At 72.5% G+C, this 25,294-nt stretch carries 14 protein-coding genes, 1 tRNA gene and 1 other RNA gene; 8 read left to right on the top strand and 8 right to left on the bottom strand.

The window, feature by feature from the left end; genetic code table 11:
* Window positions 1–65 precede the first annotated feature (65 nt).
* The 3 genes from FJ657_RS01205 (at window position 66) to FJ657_RS01195 (ending at window position 4,163) form a co-directional block, all read left to right on the top strand.
* Window positions 66–887 (top strand): phosphatase PAP2 family protein, encoded by an 822-nt coding sequence (locus tag FJ657_RS01205; RefSeq protein ID WP_255447066.1) that lies wholly within the window; start codon window positions 66–68, stop codon window positions 885–887.
* A 33-nt stretch (window positions 888–920) separates the two neighbouring features.
* Window positions 921–2,222: a saccharopine dehydrogenase family protein gene (locus FJ657_RS01200; protein WP_141162657.1), complete on the top strand. Its 1,302-nt coding sequence runs from the start codon at window positions 921–923 to the stop codon at window positions 2,220–2,222.
* A 102-nt stretch (window positions 2,223–2,324) separates the two neighbouring features.
* On the top strand, window positions 2,325–4,163 hold the full coding sequence (locus FJ657_RS01195) for a helicase HerA-like domain-containing protein (RefSeq protein WP_141161872.1): 1,839 nt from the start codon (window positions 2,325–2,327) through the stop codon (window positions 4,161–4,163).
* Between the two features lie 66 nt (window positions 4,164–4,229).
* Here the strand turns inward: FJ657_RS01195 and FJ657_RS01190 are convergent, their stop codons facing one another.
* The 3 genes from FJ657_RS01190 to FJ657_RS01180 form a co-directional block, all read right to left on the bottom strand.
* The gene (locus tag FJ657_RS01190; RefSeq protein ID WP_141161871.1) at window positions 4,230–4,850 is read right to left on the bottom strand and encodes a hypothetical protein; all 621 of its coding nucleotides are present in this window, start codon (window positions 4,848–4,850) and stop codon (window positions 4,230–4,232) included.
* Between the two features lie 202 nt (window positions 4,851–5,052).
* Window positions 5,053–6,138 (bottom strand): magnesium and cobalt transport protein CorA, encoded by a 1,086-nt coding sequence (locus FJ657_RS01185; RefSeq protein WP_141161870.1) that lies wholly within the window; start codon window positions 6,136–6,138, stop codon window positions 5,053–5,055.
* Window positions 6,139–6,542: 404 nt separating this feature from the next.
* Window positions 6,543–7,169: a TetR/AcrR family transcriptional regulator gene (locus FJ657_RS01180; protein WP_141161869.1), complete on the bottom strand. Its 627-nt coding sequence runs from the start codon at window positions 7,167–7,169 to the stop codon at window positions 6,543–6,545.
* Between the two features lie 121 nt (window positions 7,170–7,290).
* On the opposite strand from FJ657_RS01180, the gene FJ657_RS01175 reads away from it, so the two are divergent.
* Window positions 7,291–7,977: a DUF998 domain-containing protein gene (locus tag FJ657_RS01175; RefSeq protein ID WP_219995836.1), complete on the top strand. Its 687-nt coding sequence runs from the start codon at window positions 7,291–7,293 to the stop codon at window positions 7,975–7,977.
* 55 nt (window positions 7,978–8,032) lie between these two features.
* Here FJ657_RS01175 and FJ657_RS01170 read toward each other — a convergent pair whose 3' ends face one another.
* The 3 genes from FJ657_RS01170 to FJ657_RS01160 all read right to left on the bottom strand — a co-directional run bounded on the left by FJ657_RS01170 (window position 8,033) and on the right by FJ657_RS01160 (window position 10,718).
* Window positions 8,033–9,106, bottom strand: a complete 1,074-nt coding sequence (locus FJ657_RS01170; protein WP_141161867.1) for a hemolysin family protein — start codon at window positions 9,104–9,106, stop codon at window positions 8,033–8,035.
* Window positions 9,093–10,490, bottom strand: a complete 1,398-nt coding sequence (locus FJ657_RS01165; protein WP_141161866.1) for a hemolysin family protein — start codon at window positions 10,488–10,490, stop codon at window positions 9,093–9,095. The genes FJ657_RS01170 and FJ657_RS01165 overlap by 14 nt, the downstream gene beginning before the upstream one ends.
* Before the next feature lie 143 nt (window positions 10,491–10,633).
* Window positions 10,634–10,718, bottom strand: a tRNA-Ser gene (locus FJ657_RS01160).
* Window positions 10,719–10,886: 168 nt separating this feature from the next.
* On the opposite strand from FJ657_RS01160, the gene pta reads away from it, so the two are divergent.
* Window positions 10,887–13,034, top strand: a complete 2,148-nt coding sequence (gene pta / locus FJ657_RS01155) for a phosphate acetyltransferase (RefSeq protein ID WP_141161865.1) — start codon at window positions 10,887–10,889, stop codon at window positions 13,032–13,034.
* The gene (locus FJ657_RS01150) at window positions 13,031–14,155 is read left to right on the top strand and encodes an acetate/propionate family kinase (RefSeq protein ID WP_141161864.1); all 1,125 of its coding nucleotides are present in this window, start codon (window positions 13,031–13,033) and stop codon (window positions 14,153–14,155) included. Before pta ends, FJ657_RS01150 begins: the two co-directional genes overlap by 4 nt.
* 57 nt (window positions 14,156–14,212) lie before the next feature.
* Here FJ657_RS01150 and FJ657_RS01145 read toward each other — a convergent pair whose 3' ends face one another.
* Together FJ657_RS01145 and ffs are read right to left on the bottom strand one after the other, a co-directional pair.
* Window positions 14,213–14,860 (bottom strand): SDR family oxidoreductase, encoded by a 648-nt coding sequence (locus tag FJ657_RS01145; protein WP_141161863.1) that lies wholly within the window; start codon window positions 14,858–14,860, stop codon window positions 14,213–14,215.
* A gap of 102 nt (window positions 14,861–14,962) precedes the next feature.
* Window positions 14,963–15,059, bottom strand: an RNA gene (ffs, locus tag FJ657_RS01140) — signal recognition particle sRNA small type.
* Window positions 15,060–15,507: 448 nt separating this feature from the next.
* On the opposite strand from ffs, the gene FJ657_RS01135 reads away from it, so the two are divergent.
* Together FJ657_RS01135 and FJ657_RS17255 are read left to right on the top strand one after the other, a co-directional pair.
* Entirely contained in the window at window positions 15,508–23,634 is an 8,127-nt protein-coding gene (locus FJ657_RS01135) for an IPT/TIG domain-containing protein (RefSeq protein WP_181408820.1), read from the top strand.
* A gap of 254 nt (window positions 23,635–23,888) precedes the next feature.
* The coding region (locus tag FJ657_RS17255; protein WP_255447065.1) for a DNA polymerase III subunit gamma and tau at window positions 23,889–25,294 on the top strand (1,406 nt) is incomplete at its 3' end.

The raw sequence follows: 25,294 nt of genomic DNA, 5'->3' as shown, positions 1-25,294 counted from the left end.
GCCACGATGCTGTGCGGCGGCTCGATCGGCGATGCCCGCCCGAGGCCATGGCCTAGCGTGACGGGATGCCCGTTCCGCCGACGCCCGCTGACGACGAACGTCGGAGCGCCGATCGATCCCTGACCCCGCGCGAGGCGGCCGCGCATCCCGTCGCCGCCGCACGTCGTCGCCCGGCGCTGTTCGCCGCGCTGATCGTGCTCGCGGCGGCCTTCGGCCTCGGCGCGCTGCTGGCCGTGCGCGGAAGCCAGCCGCCGGGCATCGACCGCGAGTGGATGGCCGAGATCATCGAGCACCGCAACCCGATCTGGGAGGTGCCGTCGCTGCTCTTCAACGCGATCGGCGGAGGGTGGTTCGCCGTTTTCGTCGTGCCGCTCGGGGTGCTGGCGGTGCTGCTGATCCTGCGGCGACCCTGGGCGGCGCTCTACTGGGCTCTCGCCTGCGGGGCGAGCGCCGGGCTCGTTCAGCTGCTCAAGGCGCTGTTCGGGAGGGCACGGCCGAACGACATCCTCGTCGCCGTCGACCCCGGATCCTTCCCCTCGGGCCACACCGCCAACGCCGCGACGCTGGCCGTCGTGCTCGGCGTGCTGCTCGCCCGCCGCTGGGTCTGGGTGCTCGGCGTGATCTACGTCGTCGCGATGATGCTGAGCCGCACCTACCTCGGCGCGCACTGGATGACCGACACCCTCGGCGGCCTTCTCATCGGCGTGGCGGTCGGGCTGCTGGGATGGGCGGCTCTCGCCGGACCGGTCGAGCGCGAGCGGCAGCGCCGGCGCGAGCTCGCCTCCGCCCGATTCGCGGATCCCGACCGCGGCGCGGGACGCACGGCAGATGCTTCCGCCGAACGTCCGTCACGCGATCCCTCGCCGGGCGACGGGGGTGCGCGCTAGCCTCACGCCATGAACGACGCCGCCGCCCCCGCCATGCGCATCCTCCTCGTCGGGGCGGGCGGTGTGGGCGACGCCTTCGCGCGCATTGCCGCCCGTCGCTCCTTCTACGAGCGCATCGTCGTGACCGACTACGACCCGGCGCGAGCGGAGCGCACGGTCGCGTGGATCCGCGAGCGGCACGGCGACGAGGTCGCGTCGCGCTTCGCGGCGGCGCGCATCGACGCCTCCGACCCGTCTGACGTCACCCGTGTCGCGACCGAGCACGGGGTGACGCACGTCATGAACGCGGTCGAGCCGAGGTTCGTGCCGACGATCTTCCGGGGAGCGCTGGATGCGGGTGCTGACTACCTGGATATGGCGATGAGTCTGTCGGAGCCGCATCCCACGGACCCGCACTCGCAGACCGGGGTGAAGCTAGGCGATGACCAGTTCGCGCAGGCGCCGGATTGGGAGAGCGCGGGCCGTCTGGCTCTGGTCGGGATCGGTGTGGAGCCGGGGCTGTCGGATGTGCTCGCCCGCTACGCGTCGGATGTGCTGTTCGAGTCGATCGATGAGCTCGGGGTGCGGGATGGCGCGAACCTCGTCGTGCGCGACGAGGCCGGCAACGAGATCTTCGCGCCCTCGTTCTCGATCTGGACCACGATCGAGGAGTGCCTGAACCCGCCCGTGATCTTCGAGAAGGAGAAGGGCTGGTTCACCACGCCCCCGTTCAGCGAACCGGAGACGTTCGTCTTCCCGGAGGGGATCGGGGAGGTCGAGTGCGTCAACGTCGAGCACGAGGAGGTGCTGCTCATGCCGCGCTGGCTCGACGCGAAGCGGGTCACGTTCAAGTACGGGCTGGGGGCGGAGTTCATCGGGGTGCTGAAGACCCTCAACCTGCTCGGCCTCGACCGCACCACCCCGGTTCGGGTCCGCTCGGCTAACGGCCCGGTCGAGGTCGCGCCGCGGGATGTCGTCGCAGCATCCCTGCCCGACCCCGCCACGATCGGCCCCCGCATGACGGGCAAGACCTGCGCGGGCGTCCTCGTCACCGGCACCGGCGCGACCGGCACCGACTGGGAAGGGAAGCGCCGGGAGGTGTATCTGTTCCACGTCGCCGACAACGAGCGGACGATGTCCGAGTACGGCACCCAGTGCGTGGTCTGGCAGACCGCCCTCAACCCCGTCATCGCCCTCGAACTCCTCGCCACCGGCGTGTGGACGGGATCCGGTGTCCTCGGCCCCGAAGCCTTCGACGCCCGCCCCTTCCTCGAGCTCATGTCCCGCCCCGTCGCCGACGGCGGCTACGGCCAACCCTTCGGCCACGAGGAACGCACCCCCACTCCCGCGAGCTGAACCGAGGATCGTGCCACCCCGTCGAAATCAGCACGCCATACCGACGGGAACGCACGATCCCCGGCCGTGGAATCGGGAAGGCGCGCTCAATAGGGTGAGGGCATGAGTGACGCCGAGGACAAGGTCGCTGCTGCACGTCGCGCGCTGGAGGAGGCGCAGGCGGCCCTCGCCGCCGCCGAGGCGGAGCATGCATCCGAGCCGGCGGCCGCCGCACCCGCGGATGCCACGCCCCCGGCCGCCCCGACCGGCCCGCTCACCACGCCCCCGGCCGCCCCGACCGGCCCGCTCACCGCGCCCCAGGTCGACGCGATCCGCGCCGGGTACGCCTTCGACGGCCCCGCGCTCGAGATGGGCGCCCTCGTCAACGGCGACGCGCTCGCGGACGTGCCCGTGCGCATCCCGCTCGGCATGACCAACCGCCACGGCCTCGTCGCCGGCGCCACCGGAACCGGCAAGACGAAGACGCTGCAGGTGCTCGCCGAGCAGCTCAGCGCCAACGGCGTGCCCGTGTTCGCCGCCGACATCAAGGGCGACCTCTCGGGCATCGCGAGCCCCGGCGAGGGCAACGAGAAGCTGCTCGCCCGCACCCGCGGCATCGGCCAGGACTGGACGCCGCAGGCCGCCCCGACCGAGTACTACACACTCGGCGGTCTCGGCACCGGCATCCCGATCCGCGCGACCGTGTCGAGCTTCGGCTCGCTGCTGCTCAGCAAGGTGCTCGGCCTCAACCAGACGCAGGAGTCGAGTCTCGCGCTCGTCTTCCACTACGCCGACCAGGCCGGCCTGCCGCTACTCGACCTCAGCGACCTGCGGGCGGTGCTGACCTTCCTCACGAGCGACGACGGCAAGGATGAGCTGAGCCAGCTCGGCGGTCTGTCGAAGGCGACCGCGGGGGTCATCCTGCGCGAGCTGATCGGCTTCGCCGACGCCGGAGCCGACGTCTTCTTCGGCGAACCCGAGATCGACACGGCGCAGTTCCTGCGCACCGCGACCGACGGCCGCGGCATCGTCAGCCTGCTCGAGGTGCCGAGCGTCGCCGACCAGCCGGCGCTGTTCTCGACCTTCCTCATGTGGCTGCTCGCCGACCTGTTCAACGACCTGCCCGAGGTCGGCGACCTCGACAAGCCGAAGCTCGTCTTCTTCTTCGACGAGGCGCACCTGCTGTTCAAGGACGCATCCAAGGACTTCGTGGCGCAGATCACCCAGACCGTGCGTCTCATCCGCTCGAAGGGCGTCGGCATCTTCTTCGTCACCCAGACGCCGAAGGACGTGCCCTCGGATGTGCTCGCCCAGCTGGGCAGCCGGGTGCAGCACCAGCTGCGCGCCTTCACCCCCGAGGACGCGAAGGCGCTCAAGGCGACCGTGACCACCTACCCGAACAGCGGCTACCAGCTTGGCGAAGTGCTGCAGTCGCTCGCCACGGGCGAGGCGATCGTCACCGTCATGAACGAGAAGGGCGCGCCGTCGCCCGTCGCGTGGACCCGCCTGCGCGCGCCGCAGGGATCCATGTCGCCGACGCCGCTCGAGCAGATCCAGGCCACCGTGACCGCCTCGCCGCTGCTCGCCCAGTACGGCATCGCGATCGACCGCGAGTCGGCGCGCGAGATCCTGGCCGCGAAGATGGATGCCGCCGCCGCGGCCGACCGCGCCGCCGAGGAGCAGGCCCAGGCCGAAGCCGCCGCCGCGCAGAAGGTCAAGGACGACGAGAAGCGCGCGAAGGACGAGGCCAAGGCGAAGGCCCAGGCCCAGCGCGACTACGAGAAGGTGCTCGCCGAGGCCCGACGCAGTCAGGGGCGCACGACCACGACCCGCACGTCGTCGAGCCGCGCATCCACGAAGCGCGAGAAGTCGGTGGCCGAGGAGATCCTCGGCTCGACGACCGGCCGCGCCGTCATCCGCGAGATCGTGCGCGGCATCTTCGGCACGCTCAAGCGCAAGTAGCCGCGAGGAGGCGCGAGGGGTCGCGCGTCGCGATCAGCGCGTCGACGAGCGGGTGCTCGGGCCGGATCAGTGCATCCCGCCGCCGAGCGCGAGCATCGCCCCCGCGGCGACGCCGAGCACGAGCAGGCCGACGCCGAGGATCGCCGCGACCCGCAGCCACGGCTTGTTCTCGAACCAGTACTCGCTGCCGGGGTAGGTCTCGAAGAACGACTTCGACGTCACCGGCTCGGCGATGGTCTGCACCGGAACGGGCAGGGCCGCGGCGAGCTTCTCGAGCAGGCCGTCATCCCAGAAGTTGCCGCGCAGGCGGAACAGCCGGCGCCCGGTCGCGTCGCGCACGAGCAGCTGCAGCACCGGCTCGGGCGCCGAGCCGACGAAGGTCGGCACCAGCAGCACCTCGTGCACGTCGTCGAGATCGACGCGGACCATCGGACTGAAGATGCCGTTGCCGCTCAGCTCGCGATCGGTGAGCCGCACGTGGATCGTCAGCTGGCGGAGCCCGATGACGACGCAGGCGATCACGATCGCCGACTCGATGAGCACGGTCGGGAGCAGACCGTCGCCGAGCACGACGAGGGCGACGGTCACCGGCACGAGCGCGAGCACGAGCGCCGTGATCGCGCCGACCAGGATGGATCGGCGCAGGCGCGCGTAGACGAGCGTCGTCGGCGTCGTCATGGTCGTCACCCCGTCCTCCTCCTCGGGTCTGCTGTTCCGATGGTGACAACTCTGCCGGATCCGCGCGTCATCCCAGTTCGGGGCACCCCGGTTCGGGGGCGCTGCCGGGCGGGATCAGGGCGCACCGTGACCGGAGAGCCGGACGGGGTGGATGTGCGCCGCCGCCCATCCACCCCGCCGTGTTCCCAGAGCCGGCGTTCGGAGCCGGCGCTCAGAGCCAGCGCTTGCGCTTGAACACGAACCACAGCCCCGCGCCGAGCCCCAGCATGAGCGCGATCGCGAAGGGGTAGCCCCACGCCCAGTGCAGCTCGGGCATCGCGTCGAAGTTCATGCCGTAGACGCCGGCGATGAGCGTCGGCGCGAACAGGATCGCCGCCCACGAGGTGATCTTCTTCGTCTGCTCGCCCTGCTCGAGCTGGATCTGCGCGAGCCGCCGGCTCTCCTCGCCCTGCGCGAGGCTCGCGCGGGTCATGCGCCGCATCCCCTCGTTCTGCTCCTGCGTGACCAGGGTCGAGTGCAGGGTGAGCAGGCTCTCGAGCAGTGCGCGGAAGGCATCCGCGCGCTCGGTGATGCGCAGCGCGTGGTCGAGCACGTTGCGCACCTGGTTCTGCACCTCATCGTCGGCACCGTACTTGCTCGAGCCGCGCAGCAGCCCGTGCAGCATGTCGGGCAGCGGTCCGATCGCCCGCTGGAAGTCGATCACCTGCGAGAGCAGGTGGTAGATGCGCTGGGATGCGGCGGGGTCGGCCTTGCCCAGCAGCAGCTCGTCCTCGAGCGCATCCACGCCCTCCTGCAGGCCGTGCACGACGGGTGCGTAGCCGTCGACGACCTCGTCGAGGATCGCTGCGAGCACGGCCTCCGAGCCGCCGCAGAGCGCCTGCGGGTTCGCCTCGAGCCGTGCGCGCACGCCGGCGAGCGAGGGGCGGTCGGCGTGCCGCACGGTGATCACGAAGTGCGGACCGGCGAAGACGTGGATCTCGCCCGACTCGACGGTGACGCCGTCGGCGGAGGCCGCGGCCGGCGCCGCCGCCAGCCACGCGGGCCGCAGCACGAGGAACAGCGTGTGGTCGTAGCGCTCGAGCTTGGCGCGCTGGTGGCCCTTCTGCGCGTCTTCGACGGCGAGCGGGTGCAGGTCGAACTCCTCGGCCAGCTCGGCCAGCTGGGCGGCGGTGGGGCGCAGCAGGCCGATCCAGGCGAGGTCGTGCGTGCCCTCGAGCGTCTCGGAGGTGAGGCGGGCCTCGGGAGGGGCGGCCAGGCGTGCGCCGTCGCGGTAGATGCCGGTGTCGATGAGAGTCATCACTCCTCCTGAGGTGTCAGGAGGCAGGCGTGCGCAGACCCGGAGTCAGGCGAGGGGATGCGCGGGCGCGAGCTGATTCAGCCGCGGACGCGGGCATCCACCCGCCTCGTGCCGGGACGAGGGAGGAAGATCAGGACGCAGAAGCGCCGAGGCAGGAGCGACGGCGCTTCTGCGGATCATGATCGCCGATCATCGTGCGCGTCACCTGCCTCTCGCGGTTCGTCCTGCGGGTCTCGTGGCGCCGCGCCGGGCGCGGGCCTCGGCAAGGATACGCCTCTTCGGCGGCCCGGGCGCACCGTCAATCAGGGCGCGGCCTCAGGGAGGATCGCGCGGCGATCCTGGCCGCGCCGCACGATATCCCGCGGCGGGGCCCAGATCGTGCGGCGATCAGGTCGGGATCCGCGTCACGCCCCGGGTGCGTAGGCGCGCAGGAACGCGGCGGCGCCGGCTCGGGCCGCGGTGCGCACGCGGCGGGCGGTGACGTCGAGCGGCAGGAAGGTGCCGCGGTCGAGGTCGGCGCCCATCACGAGGAAGGCGAAGTGCTCGGCCATGAGTCGACCCGGCGCGGCGCGCAGCAGCCCCCGCTCGGCGAGACGCACGAACAGCGCGGCAAGCGCGCGCATGACCGCCTCCGGGGCCCGGTCGCGGTACTCCTCGGCGAGGTCGGGGAAGCGTCGCGACTCGGTCACGAGCAGCCGCCGCAGCGGCAGCACGGGACCGAGCAGCACGGATTCGGCGAGTCGCACCGCGACATCCGGCAGCTCCACGGCGGGGTCGTCGACCGCCAGTACCTCGGCGGCAAGGGACGCGCTGAAGCGGTCGGCGGTCGCGATCGAGCGCAGGATCGTGGCGCGGAACAGCGCATCCTTCTCGCCGAACAGGTTGTAGATCGTGCGCTTCGCGATGCCGCCGGCCGCGGCGATCTGGTCGACCGTCGCGTCGACGTAGCCGTGTTCGAGGAAAACCGCGGCCGCGGCGTCGAGGATGAGCGCGCGCGACCGGGTCACGCGCGGGTCCTCGTGCTCGGTCATCGTCGTCCTCTCGCGAAGCCCCGGCCGTCGGCGGTGAGCGGAGGGCGCTTGCGTGCGCAGCAGGGATCTCGCTACCGTACCGCCCAGTGCACTAATGCACTCACGAGTGCAGGAGAACGAGATGGCCGAGAAGAACCCGGATCTCGACGGCGCCGCCGCCGTCACCCGCAGCCTGCTCGGCTGGGGCGTCGTGGCCGGACCGTTCTACGTCGTCGTCGGCCTCGTGCTCGCCCTGACCCGACCCGGCTTCGATCTGACCCGACACGCGCTCTCGCTGCTCATGCTCGGCGACCTCGGCTGGCTGCAGCGTGTGAACCTCGGCCTCACCGCGCTCATGGTCATCGCCGCAGCCGTCGGCATCCTGCGCGCGATCCGCAGCGGACGCGGCCTCGCGATCGGCGTGCTCACGATCGTCTACGGCGGCGGACTCGCGCTCAGTGCGGTGTTCGCTCCCGACCCGGTCGCCGGCTTCCCGCCCGGATCGGCGGGCGGCGAGTTCAGTCTCTCCGGCATCCTGCACCTGCTGTTCGGCGCGCTCGGATTCGTCGCGATCGCCGTCGCCGCCTTCTCCTACGCCGGATGGGTGCGTTCGCTCGGGCGTCCGCGCCTCGCGGGGCTCAGCATCCTGCTCGGCGTGCTCGTGCTCGTCGGCTTCGTCGGCGGGGCCGCCCTCTCGAACGGCCCGCTCGTGTCGCTCGGCACCGCGCTGCTCTGGATCGCCGTGCTCGCGCAGTTCGCCTGGCTCGCCCGCGCGGCCTCGCAGATCTACGCCTGGTCGCCGCACCCGCTGCGCTCGCAGCGCGCCTGACGCGTCGACGCTCAGGCCGCCGCTCGAGCAGGATCGCGCGGCGATCCTGCTCGAGTCAGGCCACCGCGTGCGCACTGTCGTCGATCTCGCCGACGAGCTCCTCGAGGATGTCCTCGAGGAACACCGCGCCGTGGATGCGCCCCTGGGCGTCGGCCGTGCGCGCGACGTGCACGCCGTCGCGGCGCATCCGGTCGAGGGCGTCCTCGAGCTCGGCGTCGCGCGAGAGCGTGACGAGGCGGCGCATCCGCTTCCCCGGAACCGGCTCCGCATCCGCGGCGCCCGTCAGGTCGAGCACGTCCTTGAGGTGCAAGTACGCGATGGGCTCGGCGGCGACGGGCTCGGCGGTACCTGACGCATCCGTGTCGGTCAGCACGAAGCGCGACCAGCCGGTCTCCGCCACCGCGGCCCGCACGTCGGCGGGCGTCGCGTCGCGAGCCAGCGTGCGCATCCGATCGGTCGGCACCTCGATGTCGCGCACCCGCTTGTCGGTGAACTCGAACGCCGCCTGCAGTGCGCCCGAGCGGTCGTCGAGCACGCCCTCGCGGGTCGACACCGCGACGATGCCGGCGACCTCGTCGAGCGTGAACGCGCTCGTCGCCTCGTCCTTCGGCTGCACCTTGAACAGCCGCAGGATGCCGTTCGCGAGCCAGTTCAGCGACCCGATGACGGGAAGCAGGATGCGCGCGACGAGCACGAGCGGCGGCGCGAGCAGCAGCGCGACGCGATCCGGAACCGAGAACGCGAGGTTCTTGGGGATCATCTCGCCGAACACGACGTGCAGGAAGGTGACCGCGAGCAGCGCGACCACGAAGGCGATCACCGCGATCGCGTCGCCGCTGAGCGCGGTCGCGCCGAGCGGCACCTCGAGCAGGTGCTTGATGGCCGGCTCGCTGACGTTGAGGATCACGAGCGAGCAGACCGTGATGCCCAGCTGGCTCGTCGCCAGCATGAGCGTCGCGTGCTCCATCGCCCATAGCGTCGTCTTCGCGGCCCGGCTGCCGGCGGCGGCACGCGGCTCGATCTGGGAGCGCTTCACCGAGATGACGGCGAACTCGGCGCCGACGAAGAAACCGTTCACGATCAGCAGCACGAACAGCCAGATCAGGCCGGCGATGTCACTGCTCGCCATGAGCGCTCACCTCCTGTCGGTCGCGGGCATCCGCGTCGGCGGATGCGGCCTCCGGTCGCTCGGCGTCGGTGCTCTCGGCCCCGGGCGTCCAGCGCAGGCGCGTGACGCGTACCCCGTCCATCCGCGCCACCGTGAGGGTGCCGTGCTCGAGCTCGACCGTGTCGCCGACCTCGGGCACCCGCTCCAGCCGGTCGAGCACCAACCCGCCGACCGTGTCGTAGTCGTCGCCCTCGGGAACGACCGCGGCGGCGCCGCTGCCCGTCGTGGTGAGCTGACGCAGCTCGTCGGGGCGCAGGCCCGCGTCGAGCATCCAGGCCGCACCGTCGCGCACGACGGCCTGGCGGATGCGATCGTGCTCGTCGCGCAGCTCGCCTACCAGCTCTTCGATGAGGTCTTCGAGCGTCACGAGTCCGGCGGTGCCGCCGTGCTCGTCGAGCACGATCGCGAGCTGCCCGCCCGAGCGGCGCAGGGTCTGCAGCACGCCGTCGACGGCGGCCGTCTCGGGCACGATCAGCGCCTGCGTCGCGAGCTCGCCCGCGGTCACGCCGGCGCGGTCGGCCGGGTCGAGGCGGAACGCCTGCTTCACGTGCACGAGCCCGACGATGTCGTCGCGGTCGGCGCCCGTCACCGGGAACCGCGAGTGGCCGGAGGCGAGCGAGGCGGCGATCACGGCGTCGGCCGAGTCGGCGGCGGCGACCGTCACCATCCGCACCCGCGGGGTCAGCGCGTCGGCGACGTCGTGCTGGGCGAAGCGCAGGGTGCGGTCGAGCAGAGTCGCGTGGTCGGGGTCGAGGGTGCCCTCGACGGCGGACCGCCGCACGAGGAAGCCGAGCTCCTCGGCCGTGCGCGCCCCCGACAGCTCCTCCTGGGGCTCGATCCCCATGCGGCGGATGATCGCGTTCGCGGTGCCGTTGCACAGCGCGATCACCGGCCGGAACACGGTCGTGAACACGACCTGCAGCGGCACGACGACCTTCGCCGTCTGGCGGGGGAGCGCGAGCGCGAAGTTCTTCGGCACGAGCTCGCCGAGGATCATCGAGAACAGCGTCGCCAGCACGATCGCGACGACCGCGCCCACGCCGGGCACCACCGCATCCGGGATGCCGAGTCCAGTGAGCGGACCGCGCAGCAGGCTGCTGATCGCGGGCTCGAAGGTGAAGCCGGCCAGCAGGGTCGTCAGCGTGATGCCGAGCTGGGCGCCCGAGAGGTGGGTCGAGGTGATGCGCAGGGCGCCGATCACCGGCGCGAGACGCTTCTCACCGCGGTCGCGCCGGCCCTCGAGCTCGTGGCGGTCGAGGTTCACCAGGGCGAACTCGCTCGCGACGAAGACGCCGGTTCCGACGGTGAGCAGGGTGCCGAGGATCAGGCCGAGCCACTCGGGCACGCGTCACCTCCGTCGGCGACGCGGATGGGCGGGCTGGGTCTATGGCAGTCGTCCATGCGACGACCGTAAATCAGGATGCTCGGAGAACGCCGGGCGCGGAACGTAAGAAGCGCGGCTCCGATCGGAGCCGCGCTTCTCAATTGCGGAGGATGGGGGATTCGAACCCCCGAGGGCTTTCACCCAACACGCTTTCCAAGCGTGCGCCATAGGCCACTAGGCGAATCCTCCTGGCACTCGCCGAGGCGAAGCCGTCGCCCATCCTACCGGGCATTCGGGGCGCCGCCGTCCGTGGGCGTGCGCCGCCGTCTCGCGGCGCGCGGCGACGGCGCATCCGACCCTCCGAACCCGCACCGATTCCCAGGTCGTGAGGTCATCCTCACTCCTACGCTGGAGGGCGTGACGACTCGCATCTTCATCGCCTCAGCAGAAGGTCACACCGGCAAGTCGACCGTCGCCCTCGGCGTCGTCGAGTTGCTGCAACGTCGCGCCACGCGCGTCGGCGTGTTCCGGCCGGTGGCCCGCACGACGCAGGAGCGCGACTACGTGCTCGAGCTGCTGCTCGCCCACTCGACGGCCGACCTCGACTACGACACCTGCGTCGGCACGACCTACGAGCGCGTGCACAACGATCCCGACGGGGCGCTCGACGAGATCGTCACGCGCTTCGCCGCGGTGGAGGCGGCGAGCGACGTGGTCGTGATCGTCGGCAGCGACTACACCGACATCGGCAGCCCGACCGAGCTGAGCTTCAATGCGCGCGTCGCAGCGAACCTCGGCGCGCCGGTGCTGCTCGTGCTCGGCGGCCGCGGACAGGACGGCACGGCCGCGCGCACTCCGGCCGAGCTGCGTCAGGTCGCCGAGGTCACCCGCGCCGAGTTGCGCGCCGAGCATGCCGGGCTGCTGGCTGTCGTCGTGAACCGCGCCGATCCCGATCAGCTGAACGAGATCGTCGCCGCGGTCGAGGCGGCCGAGCACGGCGCGGTCGTCGCCGGAGCGGGAGCAGCGGCGGGCGCCGGCAGGCCTGGCGCGAGCGACATCCCGGTCTGGGCGATCCCCGAAGATCCGCTGCTCGTCGCGCCGTCGTTCCGCACCCTGGTCGAGTCGCTGGATGCGCGGCTCATCCGCGGCGACGACGCTCTGCTCGACCGCGAGGTGCTCGGCACCGTGATCGCGGCCATGTCGCTCGAGAACGTGCTGCCGCGCCTGCTCGAGGGCGCCGTCGTCGTGGTTCCGGGGGACCGCTCGGATGTGCTGCTCGGCACGATCCTCGCCCACGCCTCCGACACCTTCCCGTCGCTCGCGGGCGTGCTGCTCAACGGCGGCTTCGAGCCCGCCGCATCGATCACCCGCCTGCTCGACGGCCTCGGCTCGCCCCTTCCGGTCGCCGCGGTCGACACCGGCACCTTCGACACGGCGGTCGGCATCACCCGCACCCGCGGCCGTCTCGCCGCGGACTCCCCGCGCAAGCAGGATGCGGCGCTCGCCCTGTTCGAGCGCAGCGTCGACGGCGAGGCGCTCGCCTCGCGCCTCGACCTGGCGCCGCCGTCGGCGGTGACGCCGCTCATGTTCGAGCACGGCCTGCTCGACCGGGCGCGGGCCGATCGCCAGCACATCGTGCTGCCCGAGGGTGACGACGACCGTGTGCTGCAGGCCGCGGGAACGCTGCTGCAGCGCGGGACCGCGCAGCTGACGATCCTCGGCGAGGAAGCGACCGTCCGCGCTCGGGCGGCCGAGCTCGGCGTCGACCTGCGCGACGCGGCCGTCATCAGCCCCTTCGACGAGCAGCTGCGGCAGCGCTTCGCCGAGGAGTACGCGCGCGTGCGCGCCCACAAGGGCATCACCGTCGGCCAGGCCGCCGACACGGTCACCGACGTCAGCTACTTCGGCACGATGATGGTGCACCTCGGGCTCGCCGACGGGATGGTGTCGGGTGCGAAGCACACGACGGCGCACACCATCCGGCCCGCCTTCGAGATCATCAAGACCAAGCCCGGCGTCTCCGTCGTCTCGAGCGTGTTCCTCATGGCGCTCGCCGATCGGGTGCTCGTCTACGGCGACTGCGCGGTCATCCCCGACCCCACCTCCGAGCAGCTCGCCGACATCGCCGTCAGCTCGGCGGCGACGGCCCGGCAGTTCGGCATCGACCCGCGCGTGGCGATGCTGAGCTACTCGACGGGGGAGTCGGGATCGGGCGCCGACGTCGACAAGGTGCGCGCCGCGACCGCGCTCGTGCGCGAGCGCGCCGAGCACCTCCTGGTCGAGGGACCCATCCAGTACGACGCCGCCGCCGACCCCACGGTGGCGGCCGCGAAGATGCCGGATTCGGCCGTCGCCGGGCGCGCGACGGTCTTCGTATTCCCCGATCTGAATACAGGCAACAACACCTACAAGGCCGTGCAGCGCAGCGCCGGCGCGGTCGCGATCGGGCCCGTGCTGCAGGGCCTCAACAAGCCCATCAACGACCTCTCGCGCGGAGCCCTCGTGCGCGACATCGTCAACACGGTCGCGATCACCGCGATCCAGGCCCAGGGGAGTGCTCAGTGAGCCGCGTCTTCGTCGTCAACTCCGGTTCGTCATCCATCAAGTACCAGCTCGTCGACCCGGTCGCCGGCGAGACGATCCTCTCGGGAACGCTGCAACGACTGGGCGAGCCGGGTGGTGACGCCGCGAACCACGACGAAGGGATGCGCATCGTGCTCGAGCGTCTCGGCCCCGATGCCGAGGTCGCCGCGGTCGGCCATCGCGTCGTGCACGGCGGCGCCCGATTCGATCGCGCGGTCGTCGTCGACGACGCCGTGATCGCCGAGATCGAGAAGCTCAACGAACTCGCTCCGCTGCACAACCCGGCGAACCTCGACGGCATCCGCGCGGCCCGTGCCGCCTTCCCCGATGTGCCGCACGTGGCCGTCTTCGACACCGCATTCCACCAGTCCATGCCGGAAGAGGCATGGAGATACGCGATCGATCGCGAGCTGGCGGATCGGCACGCGGTGCGGCGCTACGGATTCCACGGCACGAGCGTCAAGTACGTGACCGAGCGGGCGGCCGCGTTCCTCGGCCGACCGCTCGGCGAGCTGAAGCAGATCGTGCTGCACCTCGGCAACGGCGCGAGCATCACCGCGGTCGACGGCGGCCGCAGCGTCGACACCTCGATGGGCCTCACGCCGCTCGAGGGACTGGTCATGGGCACGCGCTCGGGCGACCTCGACCCGGCGATCGTGCCCTACCTCGGCCGCGTCGCCGACCTCGACCTCGGTGAGCTCGATGCGCTGCTCAACAAGCGCAGCGGACTCCTCGGCCTCACCGGCACGGGCGACATGCGCGACGTGCAGCGCGCCGCCGCCGAGAGCGAGCCGCACGCCGAGCAGGCGCTCGCTATCTGGCGGCACCGGGTGAAGCACTACGTCGGCGCCTACGCGGCGATCCTCGGCGGGGTCGACGTCGTCGTGTTCACGGCCGGCATCGGCGAGAACAATCCGCTGCTGCGCCGCCGCACGATGACGGGGCTCGAGTTCCTCGGCATCCGTATCGACGACGACCGCAACGAACTCGATTCGCGCGCCGAACGCCGCATCTCGCCCGACCGGCAGCCGGTCGAGGTGCTCGTCATCCCCACCGACGAAGAGCTCGAGATCGCCAAGCAGGCGCTCGCCCTCGCCGGCTGATCGGCGCTCTCGGGTCGATCAGCGCGCGGGCTGAGCAGCGCCGACTCGCGTCGACCCTCAGAGCGCCGCGACGGCCTCCGCGATCGGGGTCCCACCGGTCGTGAGGTCGAACTGCGTGCGCACGGCGCCGCCCGAGCGCAGCAGCTCCGCGAGCACGGCGGCCACGTCGGCGCGGGGGATGTCGCCCCGCGGCAGCTCGGGGGCCGCGCTGACGGATCCGGTGCCGGCGTCGTCGCGCAGACCGCCGGGGCGCACGATCGTCCAGTCGAGGTCGCGCTCGCGCACGGCCGCATCCGCTTCGCTCTTCGCCCGCAGGTAGATCTGGAACACGTCGTCCGAGTCGGGGTCGAAGGCGTCGGCGTTCATCGCCGAGACGAGCAGGTATCGGCGCACGCCCGCCTGCACGGCCGCATCCGCGAGCAGGATCGCGCCGTTGCGGTCGAGGGTCAGCTTGCGCTCGGCGGTGCTGCCCGGCCCGGCGCCGGCCGCGAAGACGACGGCGTCGGCGCCGTTGATCGCCTCGGCGACCTCCGCGTCGTCGGCGGTCTCGAGATCGAGCACGACCGCTTCGGCGCCGACGGCGCGCAGATCGTCGCCATGATCCGGGTTGCGCACGAGCCCGCGCACGCGGTGCCCGTCGGCGCTGAGCAGAGAAGAGAGCAGAAGGGCGATCTTGCCGTGACCGCCCGCGATCGCGATGTCCATGGGTCCAGTCCATCGCATCCGGGGTGCCGGGTGCCGGGGCGCGCCCGATCGCTCAGGCGGCGAGGAGGAACGCGCGGGCGGAGACGGCATCCACCGGGCACAAAAAAGGACCCCCCGCGCACCCGCCAGAGCCCGGTTACCCTTGCTGCGTTTCCGCCCTGGGGGAGTTGGCCTGGATGGCGCCACGCGGGGAGCCGGGCCTCAGTCTAGCGGGCGCGCACGGATCCCTCGTTCCCGGGCCGTACCTCCTGTTGACCGCGCCCGCACATAGCCCGGCTTCACGCCGGGCGCAATCCCCCCGGGGCGCGTCGGGACGCGCCCGGGCCCGCGGAATCGTCGCCGTGCGGTGCCGACGCCGGCCGTCCGGCACGCGCCGGCACTGTCGTCTCGCCCGTCTTTTCGGGGAGCGGAGTCTGTTTCCGACCGGACGATGTCCGTTTGGCGCCCCCGTTTGCCCGATTCCGACCGCCTCGGTGCGACCGGGGGATGCCCGACCGAGTCCGACGGGGGGTTGAAAACGAGCAGTGCGCGCGTAATCTGAAACACAGTCACCCGACGGGGAACCCGAAACCCGGACCAACCACCCGAGTTCGATCTCCGTCTAGTCGGATCAGGACACGGGGATGTGTGACATGGGGGAAATGACGATGGCGCCGACGCGCGCCGAGAAGTTCAGCACGTGGGGGAGCCGGGGGCTGGCTCTCGTCGCGGCGGTGATGACGGGGGTCTTCCTCGTCGGCATCGCCCCGAGCGACGCCAGCCCTGGCGACCGCTCCAGCGCGAGCGGCACCTTCCTCTCGGGTTCGCTGGTCAGCGCTATCGACGGCGCGCTCAACACCTCGGCGACGCAGAACCTGGGGACGACGGCGACGCAGATCGACCGGCACAACCTCAACGCGTCGGTGTTGAACGGGTTCACCATCTCGCTGCCGGGCAACCTGGGCATCCCGGTGCATCTGACCAACGCCGGCGCGCTCTCCTCCTACGCGAGGTCCGACCCCGACGCCAGCTCGGTCGGCGCCTCCGGCCTCGTCGGCAACGACGGCGTGATCGGCGTCGGCACCGTTCCCCCCAGTCAGGTGCCCGGCAACCTCACCTTCGATCTGCACGACATCCTCGGTGCTCAGCTCACCGGCGAGCTGGCGGATGCGCACCTCGACCTCGGCGCCCTCAGCGCGAGCGCCTCGAGCAGCCAGGGCGGCACGCCGGTCGGCAAGTACGAGATCGCCGGCGGCAAGCTCCGCCTCACGAGCAACACGCTCAAGAGTCTCAACAGCATCGTCACCCCGCGCGTGAGCGCGCTGCAGACCACCGTGCAGGGCCAGCTGACGACCGGCGCCGGCACCCTGCTGACGAACACCCAGAACAGCCTCAAGGGGCTGCTCAACGTGTTGCCCGGGCTGATCAGCACTCCGGCAGCGACGAACAACTCCTCGATCACCGTCGATCTGACGTCGGTGACCCTGCCGCAGACGCTCACCACCTCCGACGGCAGCGTGAGCATCAACCTGACGACCGGCGAGATCACCGCCGACCTGTCGAAGATCAACGGCGGACTCAACAACCTCGACCCGAACACCGAGATCCTGTCGGCGCAGGCGCTGCAGGCGATCTCGGGATCGGTGCTCACGCTCGTCGGCTCGGCGGTCGACCAGCTGCAGGCGAACCTCATCACCGCGATCCGCTCCGCCGCTGTGAACCTGAACGTGCAGATCGCGGTCGCGGGCACGCCGGCGATCACGGTCAACGTGGCCGCGCCGCTCGGCCAGCTGCTCGACGGCACCTACGCTCCCACCGCGGTCAAGGTCACCGCCGTCGGCCTGACGCTCTCGGTCGGCCAGGTCGTCGGGCTCCTCACCGGCACGCTCGGCACCCTGCTGACGCAGACGACCGGCAGCGTGAACACCGCCATCACGGCCCTGCGGCCGCTGCTCATCACCCCGGTCACGAACACCCTGCAGCCCGTGCTCGCCCTCGTGAACACGGTGCTGTCGCTGCGCGCCAACGTGCAGAGCCCGTCACCCGCGCAGGCCGGCCGCCCGTTCAGCGAGACCGCGCTGCAGCTGCGCCTGCTCAACTTCTCCGCCGGCGGCGGCGACGTGCTCACGCTCAACCTCGCGAACGGCGAGGTCGGCGGGGCCGTCGACGGCAACGCCAAGGCGGTCGCGCCCCGTGTCGACGGGATCAGTCCGTCCAGCGGCCCGGAGGCCGGCGGCACCGTCGTCACGATCACGGGCGCCGGATTCACCGGAGCGACCGGCGCGACCTTCGGCGGCACGCCCGGCATCATCCAGTCGGTCACCGACACCCAGATCACCGTCAAGACGCCGTACCACGTCGCGGGTGCCGTTCCCGTGATCGTCACCACGGCGGCGGGCGCCTCGCTGCCCGGCAGCTTCACCTACGTGCCCGCGCTGGCGCTGACCTCGGCGGTGCCGAACACCGGTCCGCTCGCGGGTGGCACCACGGTGATCCTCACCGGCTCGTGCCTCGACACCGTCACCGGCGTGACCTTCGGCGGCACTGCCGGCACGATCGTCAGCCGCGACTCCGCCCAGCAGCTTACCGTCACCACGCCGGCCCACATCGCCGGAACGGTGGATGTCGGGGTCACCAGCGCCGCCTCCTGCGGCACGACCGCGACCCTGCCCGGCGGCTTCACCTACGCGAACCCGCTGCCGCTGACGCCGGCCATCGCGACCATCACCCCGAACCACGGACCGGAGACGGGCGGCACGGTCGTCACGATCGGCGGCGTGAACCTCGGCGTCACCGGGACCACCGGCGTCACCTTCGACGGCATCCCCGCGACCTCGGTCTCGGTCAACCTCGCCGGAACCGTCGTCACCGCCACGGCCCCGCCGCACACCGCGGCGACCGTCGGCGTCGCCGTCACGACCGCCGTGGGCACCTCGGGCACTAGCCCCTACGTCTACGACCCGGTCATCGCGATCACGACCGTGACCCCCGCTTCCGGTCCTGCCGCGGGCGGCACCCCGATCACGATCGACGGCCGCGCCTTCACCGGCGCGACGGGTGTCGACATCGGCGGCACCCCGGCGACGAACGTGACCGTCGTCAGCGACACGCGCATCACGGCGACCACCCCGGCCGGCGCGACCGGCCCGGCGAACGTCGTCGTGCACGGCACCGCGGCCGTCGGCGGCGACGCCACCGCGGTCGGCGCGTACAGCTACATCGCCCCGCAGAAGCCGGCCGTGACGAGCTACACGCCGCAGCAGGGCCCGAGCACGGGCGGCACCACGGTGCTCTTCACCGGAACCGGCTTCACCGGCGCCACCGGTGTGCAGTTCGGGGGCGTGCCCGCCACCGGGGTGCAGGTCATCAGCGACACGGCGCTGCGCGCCACCACCGCGGCCCGCACGCCCGGCCAGGTGAGCATCGTCATCCAGCACCCCAACGGCGACACGACGATCGACGGCGGCTACACGTACACGCCGCCGCCCGCACCGACCGAGGCCTCGATCGATCCGGTCGTCGGCCCGACCGCCGGCGGCACGGCGACGACGATCACCGGCACCGGCTTCACCGGCGCGACCGGCGTGACCTTCGGCGGCACCGCCGGAACCGCGTTCACGGTCGTCTCGCCCACGCAGATCACGGTCACCGCACCGGCCCACGCGGCGGGCCCGGTGGATGTGGTGGTGCAGCACCCGAGCGGCGACGCCACGCTCACCGGCGCCTTCACCTTCCAGCCCCCGGCCGTGCCGAACGTGACGACCGTCGCGCCGGCGAGCGGCACGCAGCTCGGCGGGACCGTCGTGACCATCACGGGCACCGACCTCGGCGGCACCACCGGCGTGACCTTCGGCGGCACCGCCGGCACGGGTCTCGTCGTCACCCCGACCCAGGTGACCGTCACGACGCCCGCCCACGCTCCGGGGCTCGTCGATCTGATCGTGCAGGCGCCCGGCGGCGACGTCACCCGCGGCTTCACGTTCATCCCCGACGGCGCGCCCGTCGTGGTGACGCACACGCCCGTCACCGGCCCGACCGCCGGCGGAACCGACGTGACGATCACCGGAACCGACCTCGACGGCGTCACCGCCGTGCAGTTCGGCACGACGAACGGCACGATCGTCAGCACGACCGCGACCCAGATCGTGGTCACGAGCCCGCTGCACGCAGCCGGCTCGGTGGACCTGGTGCTGCGCGACCCGGCCGGCGACGTCACGATCGCCGACGGCTTCCTGTTCCGCGACCCGCAGGCGCCGACCGCCGCGGGCCTGACGCCGCTCACCGGCCCCACCGCCGGCGGCACGAACGTCACGATCACGGGCACCGGCTTCAGCGCTGCCACCGGCGTTACCTTCGGCGGCGTCGCGGGCACCTCGTTCACCGTCGTCAGCGACACCCAGATCACCGTCGCCTCGCCCGCCCACGCGGCCGGCCCGGTCGCGGTCGTGGTGCAGCACCCCGACGGCGCGTCGGCTCCGCTCGCCTTCACCTACACCGTCGCGACGCCCGTCATCGGCGCGCTGACCCCGAACACCGGTTCCACCGAGGGCGGCGAGGTCGTGCGCGTGACCGGCACGGCGCTCGGCGACGCGACCGCCGTCTCCTTCGGCGGCAGCGCGGGCACCTCGATCACCCGCGTCGACGCGGACACGATCGACGTCACCACCCCGGCCCACGCGGCCGGCGCGGTCGGGGTCACCGTGACCACGCCGGGCGGCACCTCGCTCACCCTCGCCGGCGGCTTCACCTTCCTGCAGCCGGCGCCGCAGCCGACCATCGGCTCGCTCACGCCGGTCTCCGGCCCGACCGGCGGCGGCACGACCGTCACGATCACCGGAACCGGATTCACCGGCACGACCGGGTCGGGCGCGGTGACCTTCGGCGGAACCCCCGCCGCGAGCTACACCGTCGTCAGCGACACCCAGATCAGCGCGGTCACCCCGGCGCACGCCGCGGGCGCGGTGGATGTCGTCGTCACCGCACCGGGAGGCACGGCCACCCAGGCGAACGGCTACAGCTTCCGCCCCGGCCCCGAGATCGTCGGGCTCACCCCGGCCAGCGGGCCCACCGCGGGCGGCACGAGCGTCACGATCATCGGCTCGAGCCTGACCGACACCGGCGCCGTCAGCTTCGGCGGCGTGGCCGCGACGAGCTTCGTCGTCGACAGCGACACGCAGATCACCGCGGTCGCCCCGGCCCACGCGCAGGGCGCGGTCGACGTGGTCGTCACGACGCCGTTCGGCGGCACGACGAGCACGGGCGGCTTCACCTACCTGCCGCCGGCCGCCGCGACGGGCGTGAGCCCCGCATCCGGCCCCGACACCGGCCAGCAGACCGTCACGATCACCGGAACCGGCTTCACCGGCGCCACCGGCGTGACGATCGGCGGCACCGCCGCGACGAACGTCACGGTCGTCGACGCCGAGCACATCACCGCGACCACCCCGGCGCACGCCGCCGGAACCGTCGACGTCGTCGTGCAGCACCCAGCGGGCGACAGCACGCTGACCGGCGCCTACTCGTTCATCAGCACCGCCCCGCTGACCGCGAGCGGCTTCACGCCGACGAGCGGATCGGCCACGGGCGGCACCACCGTCACGATCAGCGGATCCGGCTTCACCGGCTCGACCGGCGTCACCTTCGGCGGCACCGCCGGCGTCGGCTTCTCGGTCAGCGCCGACGGCACGAGCATCACCGTCACCACCCCGGCGCACGCCGCCGGCGACGTGCCGGTCGTCGTGCAGCACCCCAACGGCGACGTGACCCTCGCCGATCCCTTCACCTTCACGGCCATCCCGCCGTCGATCCAGACGATCGCCCCGAACACGGGCGACGCGGCCGGCGGCACCGCGGTGACGATCAGCGGTCCGGGCCTCGGCGCCGCGACCGCCGTCAGCTTCGGCGGCACGGACGCCGGAGCGGTCACCCGCCTCAGCGACGACAGCATCAGCGTCGTCACCCCGGCCCACGCGGCCGGAGCGGTGGATGTCGTCGTCACCCTGCCGACGACGACCCTGACCTCGACGGACGGCTTCACCTACACCGGCGGCACGCCCGTGCCGCCCACCGCATCCGGCCTCGCACCGGCCAGCGGCGGCACCGCCGGCGGCACGGTCATCACGATCACCGGAACCGGACTGACCGGCACGACCGGCATCGCCGTCGACGGCGTCGTGCAGCCGGCCACGGTCGTGAACGACACCACCGTCACCGTCACGAGCCCGGCGCACGCCGCCGGCCCCGTCGGCCTCGAGGTGCAGCACCCGAACGGGAACGTCGCGGTCCCGGGCTCCTTCACCTACGTCGCCCCGCCGGCTGCGATCGACACGATCACGCCGAACAGCGGACCGGCCGCCGGCGACACCACGGTGACGATCAGCGGATCCGGACTCGGCGACGCCACCGGCGTCACCTTCGGCGGCCTGTCCGGCACGCAGCTGGTGCGCGTCGACGCCGACACGATCACCGTGCACACCCCGGCGCACTCCGCCGGAGCGGTGGATGTCGTGGTCACCCTGCCGACCGCCACGCTGACGAAGACGGCCGGGTTCACCTACACGGGAGCGCCGACCGCACCCACCGCGAGCTCGATCGCCCCGGCCACCGGCAGCACGGCCGGCGGCACGACGACGACGATCACCGGCACCGGCTTCACCGGCGCCACCGGCGTCACCTTCGACGGCACGCCGGGAACCTCGTTCTCGGTGACGAACGACACCACGATCGTCGTGACCTCGCCCGCCGGAACGGCAGGTGACGTCCCGGTCGTCGTGCAGCACCCGAACGGCACCGCGACCGTTCCGGGCGGCTTCACCTACACCGGCACCGCGCCGTCGATCACCGCGATCACGCCGAACAGCGGCCCCGCAGCCGGCGGCACCACCGTCACCATCACCGGCCCCGGCATCGGCCAGGCGACGGGGGTCACCTTCGGCGGCACCCCGGGCACGAACCTCGACGGCGACGCGGACAGCATCACCGTCACCGCGCCCGCGCACTCCGCCGGTGCGGTGGATGTGGTGGTCACCCTGCCGACCGGGCCGCTGACCTCCACGGGCGGCTTCACCTACACGGGCGCCCCCGTCGCGCCCACCGCCACCGGGCTCGACCCGAGCAGCGGCGCCACGGCCGGCGGCACCACCGTCGTCGTGGACGGCACCGGCTTCACCGGCGCCACCGGGGTCACCTTCGGCGGCACCGCCGGCACCTCGTTCACCGTGACGAACGACACGACCATCACGGTCACCACGCCCGCCGGTACCGCCGGGAACGCGCCCGTGATCGTGCAGCACCCGAACGGCGACGCGACCGTGCCCGGCGGCTTCACCTACACCGCGCCGCCGGCATCCATCCAGACCATCGCCCCGAACAGCGGCCCCGCCGCGGGCGGAACGAGCATCACGATCACCGGCCCCGGCATCGGCGCGGCCACCGGCGTGACCTTCGGCGGCGCCGCCGGCACCGCCCTGGTCTCGAACGGCGCGGACTCCGTCACCGTCACCGCCCCGGCGCACTCCGCCGGAGCCGTCGACGTGGTCGTCACCCTGCCGAGCACGACGCTCACCTCGACCGGCGGATACACCTACACCGGAGCCCCGGTGCCGCCGACCGCGACCTCGCTGACGCCCACCACGGGTGGCACCGCGGGCGGCACCACCGTCACGATCACCGGGACCGGCTTCACCGGCGCGACCGGAGTCACCTTCGACGGCGTGGCCGGCGGCTCGTTCACCGTCGTGAACGACACCACGATCACCGTCGCGGCGCCGGCCCACGCGACCGGCAGCGTGCCCGTGCTCGTGCAGCACCCCGACGGCACCGCGACCGTGCCCGGCGGCTTCACCTACGTGGCCGCGGCGCCCAGCATCCAGTCGGTCTCGCCGAACGCGGGCCCGGCCGACGGCGGCACCGTCGTCACGATCAGCGGCCCCTCGGTCGGCTCCGCCACCGCGGTGACAATCGGCGGCACCCCCGCCACCGGACTCACCGTCGTGGACGCGAACACCATCACCGTCGTCAACCCGGCCCACGCGCCCGGCGCCGCCGACGTGGTCGTGACGCTGCCGACCGTGACGCTCACCAGCGTCGGCGGGTTCACCTTCGCCGGGGTCGCCCCCAGCGTCGGCACCGTCTCGCCGAGCGCCGGTCCTGCCGCGGGCGGCACCACCGTCACCCTCGGCGGCACCGGCCTCACCGGCACCACCGGCGTCGAATTCGGCGGCACCCCGGGCACGAACGTGACCGTCGTCGACGACAGCACCGTCACCGTCGTCGCGCCGCCGCACGCTCCCGGCAACATCAACATCGTCGTCCGCAACCCGAAGGGCGACGTCACCGTCACCGACGGCTACGGCTACGTCGGACCGAACGACCCGATCGTCACCGACGTCAGCCACGATCAGCTGCCCACCGGCGGTGTGCGCATCCGCATCTTCGGACGCAACTTCGCGAACGCGACCGGCGTCACCTTCGACGGCGTGCTCGGCTCGGGCTTCACCGTCATCGACGACAACACCATCGAGGTCATCGCCCCGCCGCACGCGCCCGGCCGCGTGCAGGTGCGCATCCTCACCGCGACCGGCGGATCGCTCCCCTGGGAGATGGTCTACGTCGCAGCAGACCCCGGCACGCCGGGCGACGGTTCGGGTCCGTCGTCCAGCGCCGCCGGAAGCGGTGGCCTCGCGGCCACCGGCACCGATGGAGGTCGGTGGGTATTCGGGGCTCTCGCGATGCTGTTCGCGGGTGCAGCCCTCCTCCTCCGCGGTGCACGCCGCCGGCGGTTCTCCGCACGGTGACCGGGCGGGGGAGCCCTTCGGGTGGGCTCCCCCGCTTCGCCGGCCTCTCGCCACCGGGTGGCCCGGCACTCGAGCTCTATCTCCCTCATGACTGAACAGGCACTTCCGGCGCGGACGATCGCATCCCCTCTTTCAGCGGTCGTCCGCGCCGGTCGTCTGCGTCGCGTCGACGGGCGCCGGCGCGACGCGCGCGAGGGCGGATGCGGCCCTCCGCCGGGCCGGTCGGCGTCGGTGGTCGCGGGTAGTCTGTGCGGGTGGTCACAGCCCTGTATCGCCGGTACCGACCGGAGAACTTCGCCGAGCTGATCGGGCAGTCGCAGGTGACCGATCCGCTGCGCACCGCGCTGCGCACCGACCGGGTCAACCACGCCTACCTCTTCAGCGGCCCGCGCGGCTGCGGCAAGACCACGAGCGCGCGCATCCTCGCCCGCTGCCTCAACTGCGTCGAGGGCCCCACCGACACCCCCTGCGGCGTGTGCCCGAGCTGCGTCGAGCTCGCCCGCGGCGGCGGCGGATCGCTCGACGTGATCGAGATCGACGCGGCCAGCCACAACGGCGTCGACGACGCCCGCGACCTGCGCGACCGCGCCGCCTTCGCGCCGGCCCGCGACCGCTTCAAGATCTTCATCCTCGACGAGGCCCACATGGTCACGAGCGCCGGCTTCAACGCCCTGCTCAAGCTCGTCGAAGAGCCGCCGGAGCACGTCAAGTTCATCTTCGCGACGACCGAGCCCGAGAAGGTCATCGGCACGATCCGCTCGCGCACCCACCACTACCCGTTCCGGCTCGTGCCCCCGGCGACGATGCTCGACTACCTGCAGCAGCTGTGCGAGAGCGAGGGCGTCGAGGTGCAGCCCGGCGTGCTGCCGCTCGTCGTGCGGGCCGGCGGCGGCTCGGTGCGCGACACCCTCTCCCTGCTCGACCAGCTCATCGCGGGCAGCGAGGGCGCCCTCGTGCAGTACGAGCGCGCCGTCGCGCTGCTCGGCTTCACCCACGGCGCGCTGCTCGACGAGATCGTGGATGCCCTGGCCGTCGCCGACGCACCGGGCGCCTTCGCCGGGGTCGACCGCGTCATCCAGACCGGTCAGGACCCGCGCCGCTTCGTCGAAGACCTGCTCGAGCGCCTGCGCGACCTCATCGTCGTCGCGGCGACCCGCGAGGGCGCCGCGGCCGTGCTGCGCGGCGTGCCCGCCGACGAGCTCGAGCACATGGGCCGCCAGGCTGGCGCCTTCGGCACCGCGGCCCTGTCGCGTGCCGCCGACATCGCGAACAGCGCCCTGACCGAGATGTCGGGCGCCACCTCGCCGCGCCTGCACCTCGAGCTGCTGCTCGCCCGCCTGCTCGTGCCGGCCGCCGACGCGACCGAGCGCGGGGCGCTGGCGCGCGTCGAGCGTCTCGAGCGCCGGGTCGGCATCGCGGATGCGACCGGGTCGGGGGCGTCGGGTGCGGCACCGGCGTCGGGGGCCCTCGCATCGGGTTCGGCCTCCGGCTCCGCATCGGGCCCTGGCGGTTCGGCCGGCACGTCGGCTTCGGCGGGCTCGTCGGGCGACGTGCCGCCCACGGAGTCCGGTCTCACCGGGATCGCGGCGATGCGCGCGGCGTCGCCGCGCGCCAAGGCGGCTGCGGCTGCTGCGGCGGCCTCGGCCGCGGGGCAGAGCGC

Origin of the sequence: Schumannella soli, from assembly GCF_006517435.1 — a bacterium.
Classification (GTDB): domain Bacteria; phylum Actinomycetota; class Actinomycetes; order Actinomycetales; family Microbacteriaceae; genus Schumannella; species Schumannella soli.
This window is presented reverse-complemented; position numbering and strand designations above follow the sequence as displayed.